Origin of the sequence: Kitasatospora sp. NPDC093550 (assembly GCF_044764985.1) — a bacterium.
Taxonomy (GTDB): domain Bacteria; phylum Actinomycetota; class Actinomycetes; order Streptomycetales; family Streptomycetaceae; genus Kitasatospora.
In genome coordinates, this window is the sequence record NZ_JBIWJF010000001.1 from 243,592 (window position 1) to 255,939 (window position 12,348).

Annotated in this window: 10 protein-coding genes; 3 read left to right on the top strand and 7 right to left on the bottom strand. The window is 74.5% G+C overall.

What is annotated here, in order from left to right:
* Position 1: 1 nt before the first annotated feature.
* From ACIRD3_RS01020 to ACIRD3_RS01035, 4 genes are all read right to left on the bottom strand, one after another.
* Positions 2-367 (bottom strand): DUF742 domain-containing protein, encoded by a 366-nt coding sequence (locus ACIRD3_RS01020; protein WP_402210730.1) that lies wholly within the window; start codon positions 365-367, stop codon positions 2-4.
* A gap of 173 nt (positions 368-540) precedes the next feature.
* A complete protein-coding gene (locus ACIRD3_RS01025; RefSeq protein ID WP_402209608.1) occupies positions 541-987 on the bottom strand; it encodes a roadblock/LC7 domain-containing protein in 447 nt (148 codons plus the stop codon).
* A complete protein-coding gene (locus ACIRD3_RS01030) occupies positions 984-4,193 on the bottom strand; it encodes a nitrate- and nitrite sensing domain-containing protein (RefSeq protein WP_402209611.1) in 3,210 nt (1,069 codons plus the stop codon). Before ACIRD3_RS01030 ends, ACIRD3_RS01025 begins: the two co-directional genes overlap by 4 nt.
* Positions 4,194-4,475: 282 nt before the next feature.
* Positions 4,476-5,159 (bottom strand): FadR/GntR family transcriptional regulator, encoded by a 684-nt coding sequence (locus tag ACIRD3_RS01035; protein ID WP_402209614.1) that lies wholly within the window; start codon positions 5,157-5,159, stop codon positions 4,476-4,478.
* Positions 5,160-5,339: 180 nt separating this feature from the next.
* Here ACIRD3_RS01035 and ACIRD3_RS01040 point away from each other — a divergent pair, with 180 nt between their 5' ends.
* Positions 5,340-7,175, top strand: a complete 1,836-nt coding sequence (locus ACIRD3_RS01040; RefSeq protein ID WP_402209617.1) for a 2-isopropylmalate synthase — start codon at positions 5,340-5,342, stop codon at positions 7,173-7,175.
* A gap of 219 nt (positions 7,176-7,394) precedes the next feature.
* Here ACIRD3_RS01040 and ACIRD3_RS01045 read toward each other — a convergent pair whose 3' ends face one another.
* Complete coding sequence (locus tag ACIRD3_RS01045) at positions 7,395-8,198, bottom strand: nucleotidyltransferase domain-containing protein (protein WP_402209620.1); 804 nt, start codon at positions 8,196-8,198, stop codon at positions 7,395-7,397.
* A 172-nt stretch (positions 8,199-8,370) separates the two neighbouring features.
* On the opposite strand from ACIRD3_RS01045, the gene ACIRD3_RS01050 reads away from it, so the two are divergent.
* Positions 8,371-9,585: a glycosyltransferase gene (locus ACIRD3_RS01050; protein ID WP_402209622.1), complete on the top strand. Its 1,215-nt coding sequence runs from the start codon at positions 8,371-8,373 to the stop codon at positions 9,583-9,585.
* A gap of 105 nt (positions 9,586-9,690) precedes the next feature.
* Here the strand turns inward: ACIRD3_RS01050 and ACIRD3_RS01055 are convergent, their stop codons facing one another.
* Both ACIRD3_RS01055 and ACIRD3_RS01060 read right to left on the bottom strand, forming a co-directional pair.
* Complete coding sequence (locus ACIRD3_RS01055) at positions 9,691-10,593, bottom strand: hypothetical protein (protein WP_402209625.1); 903 nt, start codon at positions 10,591-10,593, stop codon at positions 9,691-9,693.
* Positions 10,590-11,123, bottom strand: a complete 534-nt coding sequence (locus ACIRD3_RS01060) for a SigE family RNA polymerase sigma factor (protein ID WP_402209627.1) — start codon at positions 11,121-11,123, stop codon at positions 10,590-10,592. The genes ACIRD3_RS01055 and ACIRD3_RS01060 overlap by 4 nt, the downstream gene beginning before the upstream one ends.
* 347 nt (positions 11,124-11,470) lie before the next feature.
* Between ACIRD3_RS01060 and ACIRD3_RS01065 the strand changes: the two genes are divergently transcribed.
* Positions 11,471-12,235: an alpha/beta fold hydrolase gene (locus ACIRD3_RS01065; protein WP_402209630.1), complete on the top strand. Its 765-nt coding sequence runs from the start codon at positions 11,471-11,473 to the stop codon at positions 12,233-12,235.
* Positions 12,236-12,348: the final 113 nt, after the last annotated feature.

Here is a 12,348-nt window from a genome sequence, read left to right on the forward strand (position 1 = left end):
TTCAGAGTCTCCGGAGTCCTTCGCGTACGGCCGTGAGCAGGCCGAGGTCCACGCCCCCGGCGGCCCGGGCCACCGAGAGCGGCGCCCGGGCCTTCAGCAGGCCCTGGGCGACCAGGTCGCCCAGCAGGATCTTGGTGACCGAGACCGGGAGGTCCAGGCCGGCCGCGACCTCGGCGACGGCCGCCGGGCGGCGGCAGCGGTCGAGGATCATGCGGTGCTCGGGCTGGAGGCCGCGCGCACCGGCGCGGCTGCCCCGCGCCAGGGCCGCGGCGGCGTCCTCCCCGACGGTGGTGAGCACGGTGATGAGGGTGAGGTCGTCCCGCTCGGGGGCGGTCCGGCCGCGGGTGATCGTGTACGGGCGGACCATGCTGCCCGTCCCGTCCTCCGCGTCCTCGTCCTCCAGCTCGCTCCAGTGCGGCACCGCGCCGCGCCGCCAGGGGTCGTCCGGGGTGCCACCCGGGATGCCGGTCGGGGTCCCGGTCGGGGTCCCGGCGGGGGTGCCGGCGTGCCGGGAGTCGTTCCCGTACGGGCCCACCCGGGTCAGCCCCGGTTCCGGGCGGCGAAGACGTCGAAGGACGCCGGGGCGTCGTCCTGGCGGGCCGGGGTGGTGAGCTTCTGGCCGACCTGCTGCACCAGGGTGTGCATCGCGACGGACATCACCTCGGCGTCCACCTCCTGGGAGGCGACCACGGCCAGGTGGGTGCCCTGCGCGGCGGCGATGACGAACAGCCAGCACTCGGCGAGCTCGACGATCACCTGGTGCACCGGGCCGCCGTCGAAGAGCTGCCCGACACCGCGGGCGAGGCTCTGCTGGCCGGTGGCGACGGCGGCCAGGCGCTCGGCGTCGGCCCGCTCGATGCTCCGGGAGTGGCTGACCACGAGACCGTCGTCGGAGAGCAGGACGGCGTTCCTGGTCCCGGGCACCGAGTCGACGAGTCCGTCCAGCAGCCAGTCCAGGTCCTGGTGGGTGGCGATCGTGCGGTTCATGACTGGTCATCCGTTCGTGTGTTTCGGGGATCCGCGGTCGGGAGGGCCCAGGGGGAAGGGCCCGGCGCGGAAGCGGGGGGACCGGAGGATGCGGGAGGAGCCGGGGGAGCGGGGGCGGCCGGGTGGGCGGCGGGCGGGGCCGCGAGGTCGGTGGGGAGATCGGTGGGCGGGGCGGTGGGGAGCTCGGCGGGGGCCCGGTGCTCGCCGCCGCCCTGCGCCGCCCGGGCGGCGCGGGACTGGCGCTGGAACGCGCCGATCGCCGCACCGGCCCGCCGCACCGGCCGGTCGGGGCGCTGGAACGGGCCGGCCGGGGCCGGGGCGCCGCCCTCCTCGGCGGGACGCTCGACCCACTGGGGGCGGGCCGGCGGCGGCACCCGCAGCTCGGCGGCCAGGCTGCGCTGCCGCACCCGCTGCGGCAGCGGCGGCTGCCCGCCCTCGGCCGGGCTGTACGGCACCGAGGTGGGGTACTCCCGGCTGCGGCGCCGCTCGGCCAGCCGGTAGTGGTCGGCGGGGCGGTACTGCTCGTCGGCGTACGGGGCCTCGGCCTCGGTGACCCGGGCGTAGGCGATGTCCGGGTAGGCCGGGGTCTCCTGCGCGGGCGCCGGATCGACGGGGGAGCTGTGCTCGATCGCCTGCTCGGGGCGGTGCGGGTGCTGCGGGTACTGCTCGTTCTGCGGGTACTGCTGGTGCTGCTGGTGCTGCTGGTTCTCGGGGGGCTGCGGGTGCTCGGGGTGCTGCTGGGCGGGGTGCCGGGGCTGGAAGGGCGGCCGGACCGACGCCTCCTGGACGGGCGCCACCGGGTACCCGGCGGCCGGGGCCGGGGCCGGTGTGGGGTACGTGTGCGGGGCCGGTAGGGGCAGCGGTGTCGGCGCGGGCAGCGGGTGCGGGGCCGGTACGGGCTGCGGCGCGGGGTGCGGGGTGGCGTGCGGCGTGGCCTGCGGGGCGAAGTCGCCCTGGGCGAAGGCCTCCACCGGCGCGACCGGCGGCCCGGCCGGCGCCGGGGCGGGCACGTCGTCGGAGGCCGAGCGCACCGCCCGGCGCGAGCGCCGCACCAGCGGGATCGGCTCGGCGGCGGCGGTGCCGGGGACGGCGCCGTCCGGCAGTCCGGTGTCGCCCTCGATGACCAGCTCGTCCGGGACGAGCACGACCACCCGGGTGCCGCCGAAGGCGGACGGGCGGAACTCGATCCGCAGGCCGTGCAGCGAGGCGAGGCGGGCGACCACGTGGAAGCCGAGGCGGATGTCGTCGGCCCGGGCCAGCACGTCGGTGCGCGGCGGGCGGCTCATCAGCTCGTTCGCCGCGTCGTACTGCTCCGGGTCCATGCCGAGGCCGCGGTCCTCGATCTCGATCGCGAGCCCGCGGCCGACCATGGCGGCCCGGACCTCGACCGGCGTGGGCGGCTTGGAGAAGGTGGTGGCGTTCTCCATCAGCTCGGCGAGCACGTGCGCGACCGGGCCGACCGCCCGCTCGGACAGCCACGGGTGACCCTCGACGTCGAGCACGATCCGGCGGTAGTCCTGCACCTCGCCCTGCGCGGCGCGCAGCACGTCCAGCAGCGGGACGGGCTTGCGGAAGCGCCGTTGCGGCTGGCCCCCGGCCATGATCACGAGGTTCTCCTCGTAGCGGCGCAGACGGGCGGTGAGGTGGTCCAGGTCGAACAGGCCCTCCAGGACCTCCGGGTCCTCGTGCTTGCGCTCCAGCTCGTCCAGCTTGCGCAGCTGGCGGCCGATCAGCAGCTGGGTGCGGCGGGCGATGCGCTGCAGCAGCCGCTCGAAGCCGCGGTGCTGCTCGGCCTGGCGGACGGCGGCCGCCAGGGCGGAGGAGCGGGCCAGGTTGAGCGCCTGGCCGAGGCGGTCCAGCTCGTCGTTGCCGGTGCTTCCGCTGTTGCCGCTGTTGCCGGTGCTGCCGTTCGCGTTCCCGTTCGCGTTCCCGTTCTCGCTGCCGTTCTCGTTGCCGTGCGGGCCGGCGGCGATGCCGCGGCTCTCGGCCTCGACGTCCACCTGCTCGCCGCGGCCGAGGCGCTCGACCACCTCGGGCAGGGTGCGCCGCATCTCCTCGGCCTGGGTGTGCAGTTCGTCGATGCGGCGGCGCAGCGCGCGGCTGATCCGCCAGGAGGCGACGACCACCGCGATCACCGTGATCAGACCGATGACGGTGGTCAGCACGACCCGCGTCAGCAGGCTGAGGATCGAGCCCTTGCCGACGTCGACGACACCGCTGGTGCGGGTCTCGATCGCCTTGACCAGCTGCGGGTTGAGCTGGTCCAGGGCCTGGCGCCACTGCTCCTGGGCGGCCGGGAGCCGGACGGTGCCGTTGGCGTCGGCGCCGGTGGGCTTGGTCAGCTGCTGCTCGACGGCGGCCTTGGCCTGCCAGGCCGGGCTGTTCAGCAGGTCGTGCCAGGCGGCCGCCTCGCCGTCCGGGACGTACGGGACGACCTGGACGGTGAGCAGGTGGTCCTGCGCGCCGATCGCCTGCTGGACGGCCTGGTAGTCGGCGCTGCTCAGCCGGCCGGTGGGCCAGCCGCGAGCCAGGACGGCGTCCTCGCGGGCCAGCATCTCCTTCGCCCAGAAGGCGTTGACCAGGGTCTTGGAGATCCAGGTGACCTCGCCGGTGTCCACGTGGCTGAGCGCGGTGAACAGCCGGAGGTCCACCGCGATCAGGTCGGTGTAGTAGGCGAAGACGGTCTGCTGGTCGATCGAGCCGCGGTCCACGGCGGCGCGCTGCTCGGCCAGTTTGCCCATCGACTGGCGGGCCTCGGCGACGGCGGTGCGCACCTCCTCGGGCGCGCTGTCGGCGGTCTCGCCGGACAGGGTCTGGAACTGGCGCACCGCCTCGTCCGTCAACTGACGCTGGCGGCGCAGCTGGTCGGTGTTGCTCCCCGGCCGGGCGAGCGCCTCGGCGCTGAGCCGGCGCTCCTCCTGGAGGTTGTAGTAGACGATGTTCGACGGCTGTCCGGCCTTCTGGGCCAGCAGGCCCTGGTCGGCCAGGCGTTGGAAGTCGAAGACCGTCTCGCCGCTGGTGACGGCCCAGAGGAGGACGAGGGCGAGGCTGGGGACGACGGCCAGGACGAGCAGCGCCGTCCGCAGGGACAGGCGTGGACGCCTGCGGGGGCCCTTCGGCGTCGGGGGCCGCCGATTCGCACGCGCGCGCAGAGCAGTCTCCTTGGGGCTGGCGGCCGGCCGGTGAGGGGCGGGCCGTCCGGGCACGGGCTTTTCTGACGAGGTGATACTAGTCATACCGTGTGATTGGCGTGAAAGCCCGTTCGCTGGCTGAGCGGTGCTTGCGCACATGTCCGACACAATGTCATTCAGCCGTTGACTGTCTGTGTACGGAGCAGGCCCTTCCGGTCTCGCCCGACACAGTGTCAACCGCCCGCACGGCGGGTGGATGGCCACCGTGTGAAAACTGTGTGACGTCGCGCCAGGGGCCTTCCGGTGGGGTGGGTGGGGTGCTTCACCGGACTACACGGGCCGGAGGGCCTGGGGCGTTCAACTCGCCAGAAGACGCGAGCGGGTGGCCTCCAGCTCCGCCGCGAGGACCCGGCCGGCCGCCTCCTCGTCGCCGTCGTGGACGGCGCGGACGAGGGCGGCGTGGGAGTCGTAGCCCTGGTTCGGGTCCTCCGCCCGGATGTCGAACAGGCCGACCAGCGTCACGAGCCGCTCCCGCAGGACGGGGGCGAACTGGGCGAACAGGTCGTTCAGGACGGGGTTGTGGGCGGCGGCCACGACGGCGGTGTGCAGCGCGATGTCGGCGTCCACGAAGGCGGTGTCGTCCGCGTCGCCCGCCGCGCGTCGGGCCGCGAGGGCGGCGTCCAGCGCGGCGAGGTCCGCCTCCGTACGGCGGGTGGCGGCGAGCCGGGCGGCCTGCACCTCGACCATCGTCCGCACCTCGTAGACGTGCGCCAGCTCGGCGCGGTGCAGCCGGGCGGACCAGTCCCCGGCGGGGCGGTCGGCGGTGACGAACACCCCCGACCCCTGACGGCTCTGCACCATCCCCGCCGCGGCGAGGGTGCGCAGCGCCTCCCGGACGGTCGAGCGGCCGACCCCCAGCTCCTTGGCCAGCGCCACCTCGCCCGGCAGCCTGCCGCCCACCGGCCACTGGCCGGCCCGGATCTGCTCCTCGATCAGCGCGGCGGCCTGGGCGGCGAGGGGGGAGGGGCGGAGCGGGGTCATTGGGCTCACCTGTCAGGTTGTCTGAGGACTTGTGTCGTGGTTACCCTACCCGGCATGCAGCCGTGGATCCTCCCCGTGGGGGGCCTTCTTCTTGGTGGCCGCAGCGGGGCGTGACCGGACCGGCACCCCGCTGCGGGGCGCCGTCCTGCCGGTCACCGGTACGCGTCATGAGGAACTCGCATGATCTCCCCGAACTCGTCCATCGAGTCCATCTCGCCGGTCCCGCCGGTCCCGCCGGCCTCACTGGTCTCGTCTGCCTCGCCGGTCTCGCCGGTCTCGTCGGCCGGCCTGGCCTTTCCGACCCTGCGCGCGCCCGGCGGGCCCGTCCCGGCCGGTGCCCCCGCCTGGAACCCGCAGCGCGGTGGCGCCATGCCGTCCCACCGCTACCGCCCGGCCCACGAACGGGTCCACGTCCCCGCGCTGATGCGGCGCTGGCCCGGGCGGCGCATCGAACGGGCGCCGCTGTGGGTACCCGTCGACCTGCGCGACGGCAACCAGGCGCTCGCCGAACCCATGGACCCGGCGCGCAAGCAACGGATGTTCGACCTCTTCCTGGCCATGGGCTTCAAGGAGGTCGAAGTCGGCTACCCCTCCGCCAGCCGCACCGACTTCGACTTCGTCCGCCGACTGGCCACCACCCCCGACGCCGTTCCCGAGGACGTCACCGTCGTCGTCTTCACCGCCGCCCGGGCCGATCTGATCGAGCGCACCTTCGAAGCCGTCGCCGGTCTGCCGAGGGTCGTCGTCCACCTCTACACCGCGACCGCGCCGCTGTGGCGCCGGGTCGTCCTCGGCAAGGAACGGGCCGAACTGCGGGCACTGATCACCGACGCCGCCACCCACATGGCCCGACGGGGGGAGGGCCGGGACGGCCTGCGGTTCCAGTTCTCGCCCGAGGTGTTCAACCTGACCGAACCCGACTACGCCCTGGAGGTGTGCAACGGGCTCACCCGGCTGTGGGACGCGAGCCCCGACCGGCCGGTGATCCACAACCTGCCGGCGACAGTCGAGATCGCCACCCCCAACGTCTACGCCGACCAGATCGAGTACATGGACCGCCACCTGGAACGGCGCGACGCGGTCATCCTCTCCGTCCACCCGCACAACGACCGGGGCACCGGCGTCGCCTGCGCCGAACTCGCCGTCCTGGCCGGCGCCCAGCGCGTGGAGGGCTGCCTGTTCGGCAACGGCGAACGCACCGGCAACGTCGACCTGGTGACCCTCGCGCTCAACCTGCACACCCAGGGCGTCGACCCGATGCTCGACCTCTCCGACATCGACGAGATCCGGCGCACCGTCGAACACTGCAACCGGCTGCCCGTCCACGAACGCCACCCCTACGTCGGCGACCTCGTGCACACCGCCTTCTCCGGCACCCACCAGGACGCCATCAAGAAGGGCTTCGCCCGGCACGCCGCCACTGCCGCCGAACTCGGCCTCCCCGAACGGGAAGCGCCCTGGGCGGTCCCGTACCTGCCGATCGACCCGGCCGACCTCGGACGGGACTACGAGGCGGTCATCCGCGTCAACAGCCAGTCCGGCAAGGGCGGGATCGCCTACCTGCTGCAGACCGAGCACGGGCTGGAGCTGCCGCGCCGCCTGCAGATCGAGTTCGCCCGGATCGTCCAGGACGCGACCGACGACAGCGGCAAGGAGGTGACGGGCGAGGATCTGTACGCGCTCTTCCGGGCGGAGTACCTCGACGAGAGTTCCTCATGGGCCTGGCAGGTGGGCGACGACTGGGCCGAGGTCGACGGCAGGCGCGGCACCGGCGCCGGCCCCCTGGACGCCGTCGCGGCGGCCGTGGGCGTCGAGATCCTCTCCTTCACCGAACACGCCGTCGGCTCCGGCCCGGACGCCGTCGCCTACGTCGAGGCCAGGGTCGACGGCCGCACCGTCTGGGGCGCCGGGCGGGACGCCTCCGTCCTCGCGGCGGGCGTCCGGGCCCTGCTCAGCGCGGCGCGGCGGGGCGGGGCACGGGGCGCGGTCAGCACTGCTCATGACGGAGGGTCATGAGCGGAGCTCATGAGGGGCGCGCCCATGAGCAAGTCTCATGGGGAAGGGGCCTGAGAGGAACTCATGGGGCGCGGTCATGCGCGGGTCTCATGAGGGGCTTGGTCATGAGCGAGTCTCATGGGCTCGCCTCATGAGCGATCCTCATGAGCAAACTTCATAAGCCGACCTCATGAGCGGGCCCCATCAGCAGGCCCCATGAGCAGGACCCATGAGTGGACCTCATGGGGCGAGTGCGGCGATGGTCTCCCGGGCCAGGGCCTGGGCCCGGGCGACCGTCGCCGCGAGGTCGTCGGCCGAACCGCCGGGGGCGGCGAGGAGGGTGCGGACGCGCCGGGCGAAGTCGGCTGGTGCGGCGGGGAGGTGTCCGGCGGTGGCCAGGGCGCCCTTCTCGTTGAGGCACCAGCGGCGGGCGTGCGCGTGCAGGGCCTGCACCAGGATGCCGAAGGCCCGGGAGACGCAGAGCGAGACGTACAGGGTGTCCGCCCGACCGGCGCCCTTCGCGGCGGCGTCGAGCAGGAACCCGGCCTCCCAGGAGGCCGCGATCAGAGCCTCGCGGAGCGGCTCGGGGTAGCCGATGGCGGCCCGCAGGGCCGTCAACTCGCCGGTCGGATCGGCGAGCACCTGCCCGCAGGCCACCTCGCCGGGGTAGCAGGGCGACCAGAAGCCGAGCGGGTGGCCGGCCTGCACGCCCACCTCGTACCGGCCCTCGCGGCAGTCCGCCCACACCCGCTCGACGCGGTCCACGTCCCGCAGGATCCAGTCCACGGCGACCCCGTCCACCCGCAGCCACGCACCGCCGTTCACCCACGGCCCCCAGGCGCCCGGTCCGGCCACCTCCACGCCCGGTCCGGCGAGTGCCCGCAGCGCGTCCAGGTCGAGTGCGCCGCCCCGGTAGTAGACCCCGAGGTCCCAGTCGGAGTCCGCCGTGTGCTCCCCGCGTGCCCGGCTGCCGCCGAGCGTCACGCCCACCACGCCCGGCACACCCGCCAGTTGCTCGGCCATGTCCTCGATGATCTCCCGCATGCAGGGAGTCTGACAGAGCGCCAGCAGGAAGGGGGAGTGGAGGCGGAGGAGGCGTACCCACTCCCCTGCATGATCAACATATAACGCACGGGGGGCCTTGCCGCAAGGCCCCGGTCATGCCGCAGAATCGCCAACTCAAGGCCAGGACCAGCGAAAACGGGAGAGTCACGAAGTGCGTGTGGTGTTGTCGACGTACGGGTCGCGCGGGGACGTCGAGCCGCTGGCAGGGCTGGCGCTGCAGGTGAAGGCCGCGGGCGCCGACGTGCTGGTGTGCGCCCCGCCGGACGAGGAGTTCGCGGCGCGACTGGCCGAGGCCGGGGTGGAGATGGTGCCGGTCGGGGCGTCGGTGCGCTCGCTGGTGAGCGGACCGCCGCCGACGACGGACTTCGCCACACGGGCGACCGTGCTGGTCGAGCAGTTCTACGAGGCGGTGCTCGAGGCGGCCGAGCCGGGCGGCGCCGTGGTCGCGACCGGGCTGTTCCCGGCGGTGGCCGGCGCTCAGGCGGCGGCGGAGAAGCTGGGCGCGCGCTTCGCGTTCGTCGCCCTGCAGCCGACCATGCTGCCCTCCCCGCACCACCCGCCCTTCGAGTACCCGATGCGGCCGTACCCGGCGGGCGTGACCGACAACCGGGAGCTGTGGGAGCACAACATCGAGACGACGAACGCGCTGTTCGGCGGCCCGGTCAACACCCACCGCGCCGCCGTCGGACTGCCGGTCGTCGACAACGTCCGCGACCACGTCTTCACCGAGCGCCCCTGGCTCGCCACCGACCGGACCCTCGGACCGTGGCTGCTCCCGGCCGACCGCGAGGTGGAACACACCGGCGCCTGGATCCTGCCGGACGACCGCCCGCTGCCCGCCGACCTGGAGGCGTTCCTGGCGGCCGGCGAAGCACCGGTCTACGTCGGCTTCGGCAGCATGCCGCTGCGCGACGCGGCCGACGCCGCCCGGGTCGCCGTCGACGCCGTCCGCGCGCAGGGCCGCCGGGTGCTGCTCGGCCGCGGCTGGGCCCAGCTGGCCGAGGTCGACGGGGCGGACGACTGCCTCGCCGTCGGCGAGGTCAACCAGCAGGCACTGTTCCCGCGGGTCGCCGCCGTCGTCCACCACGGCGGCGCCGGCACCACCACCACGGCAGCCCGGGCCGGGGTGCCCCAGGTGCTGGTGCCGCAGATCGTCGACCAGCCCTACTGGGCCGCGCGGGTGGCCGCGTTGGGCATCGGCGTGGCCCACGACGGCCCCACCCCGACCGTCGACACCCTCTCCGCCGCCCTCCGACAGGCCCTCGACCCCGCGACCCGCGAGCGCGCGGCCGCCACCGCGGGCGAGATCCGCACGGACGGCGCGGCACTGGCGGCGGGCCTGCTGCTGGAGGCCGCGGCGCTCTGACGCCGGCCATGCTGACGTCGGCCACGGCGACCGCAGCCGTGCCGACGGTGGCCACGGGACGGGCGTGGGAAGCCGGCGGGGCCGGCTTCCCACGCCCCGGGCGGCTCAGGAAGCCGGCTCGGTGAGGTACTTGGCACCCTCGTCCGGGAGCATGTTGCCCTTCGTGTCGAAGAACTGCCAGGACTTCGCCCGCATCGTCCCCGGGCGGGCCACCACCATGTGCCGGATCGGGGAGTCGCCCACGCTGACCGGCTGCGGCTCGGTGGTCGTGCCGTCCATCCAGGTCACCACCACCCGGCCGACGTCCGGGCCGATCGCGAGCGTCACCACGTCCGCCGGGGGCACGACGCCGTCCTTGGAGCTGCGGCCGAACAGACCGCCGCCGTGTTCCGTGGCCCGGCGCGGGTCGAGCTTGCCCGGGGACGGGGTGACGCCCTCCGCGTCGTGGCCCAGACGCACCCCGTCCACGACGAAGTAGGTGTTGACGACATCGGAGTCCGGGTCCCAGTAGCGGGCCACGAACTCCGGCGTCGGCTTGGCGATGCCGGCGTCGAAGGGCACGCGCTCCTGCCACACCGCCAGTGCCTGCTCGTACGCCCGGTCCTTCGGCGCCGCCGGCCACAGCGCCTGCCAGACCTCCCAGGACTTGCCGTCGGCGACCCCCTGCCCGAGCCGGACCCGGACCGGGGCGAACGGATCACGCGCGGCGGCGGCCGTGGCGGGAGCGGTCGGGGCGGCGGCGAGAGCCGGGGCAGCGGCCGGGACGGCCGCCGGGGCGGACGCCGCCGGGACCGGGCGCAGCTGCGCCAACACCCCGCCCGTCAGGGCCACCACCGAGGCCAGCGCCACCGCGCCCACCACCGTACGGCGGCGGTTGCGCAGCCGGCGGCCGCCCGCCAGGATGTCCGCCACCGGCGCCGGACCCACCCTCGCACCGTCCGCCGCCTCCGCCAGACCGAGGCCGATCCACACGTCCCTGTCCCCGTCCACGCCCGTACCCCCGCTCATACCGCACCTCCGATGTGTGTCGTGTCCTTCAGTCCCACCAGCTCCGTGACCTGCCGCAACCGCGCGATCCCCTTCGCCGCGTGGCTGCGCACCGCGCCCACCGAGCACCCCATGGCCGCCGCGGTCTGGCTGTCGCTCAGGTCCTCCCAGTGCCGCAGCACCACCGCCGTCCGCTGCCGCGGCGGCAGCGTGGCCAACGCGGCCAGCAGCGCCCCGCGCTGGTCGGACCGCGCGAAGCCGTCCTCCAGCCCCACCGCGTCCGGCACCGCGTCCACCAGCAGCTCCGGCGGCCGGCGCCGCCAGCGGCGGGCGTGCTGGTTGACCAGGATCCGCCGCACGTAGGCGTACGGATCGTCCGCCCGCCGTACCTTCGACCAGGCCGCACAAGCCCGCTCCGCGGCGGACTGCACGAGGTCCTCCGCCGCGTACTGCTCCCCGGCCAGCAGGTACGCCGTCCGCACCAGCCGCGGCCAGACCGTGACGATGAACGCCTGGATCTCGTCGTCCTGCGCCCTCTTCGCATCTCCCATGAGCACCTCCTCACCCACCCAGAGCCCACCGCCGGGCAGAACCGCTTACTCCCCTCCGGGGGCCGCCTCCGGGTTGTACGGCCCGGGGGGGCGGCCGCGGTTGACGGGGCGGTGTGTGGGGTGGGCGTTGCAGCTGGGGTGGGCGGAACCGCTTACTCCCCTCCGGGGGCCGCCTCCGGGTTGTACGGCCCGGGGGGCGGCCGCGGTTGACGGGGCGGTGTGTGGGGTGGGCGTTGCAGCTGGGGTGGGCGGAACCGCTTGCTCCCTTCCGAGGGCCGTCTCTTGGGGGTGCCGTGCCGTACAGAAATCCCTTGGGGATCGGGGGGAGGGCGGTTAGGATCCGCGCGATGATCATTTCTCATGATGTTGCAGGTAGTGGCCCCGTCGTCGTTCTGCTGCACTCCGCGGTGTGCGACCGGCGGATGTGGGACCCGCAGTGGCAGCCGTTGCTCGACGCCGGGTACCGGGTGGTGCGGGCGGACTTCCACGGGTTCGGTGAGTCGCCGCTCTCGGAGGCCCCGTACAGCGACTCCCGGGACGTCCTGGCGCTGCTGGACCACCTCGGGATCGAGTCCGCCGCGTTCGTCGGTTCCTCGCACGGTGGCCGGATCGCCCTGACGGTGGCCGCCCTGCGGCCGGAGGCGGTCACCGCCCTGGCGCTGCTGGCGCCGGGCATGCCCGGGCACCAGCCCAGCGAGACGCTGCGGGCGTTCGGCCGTCGCGAGGACGAGCTGGTCGAGGCCGGCGACATCGACGGGGCCGTCGAGCTGAACGTCGAGACCTGGCTGGGCCCGGAGGCGGACGAGGGGACCAGGGCGAGCGTCCGGCGGATGCAGCGGCACGCGTTCGACGTGCAGCTGGAGGCGACGGTCGGCCCGGACAAGGAGGAGGTCGACCTCTCCCTGATCACCGCCCCGACCCTGGCCGTCGGCGGCGCGCACGACGTGCCGGACCACCGGGAGATCGCCGCCCGCCTCGCCACCGTCCTCCCGAACGCCCGGCACGTCGAGCTGCCGTGGGCCGGCCACCTGCCGAGCCTGGAGCGGCCGGAGGAGACGACCGCGCTGCTGCTGGACTTCCTGAAGGAGACCGCGCAGGCGCGCCGGCCGTAGGAGTCCGCTACGCGTAGGAGCGCGGGGGAGTGGGGAGTCGGCCGGTCCGACTTCCCACTCCCCCGCGCATCCGGCGCCCCGGGCGACTATCGGCCGACTGCGCAAAGGCCGGG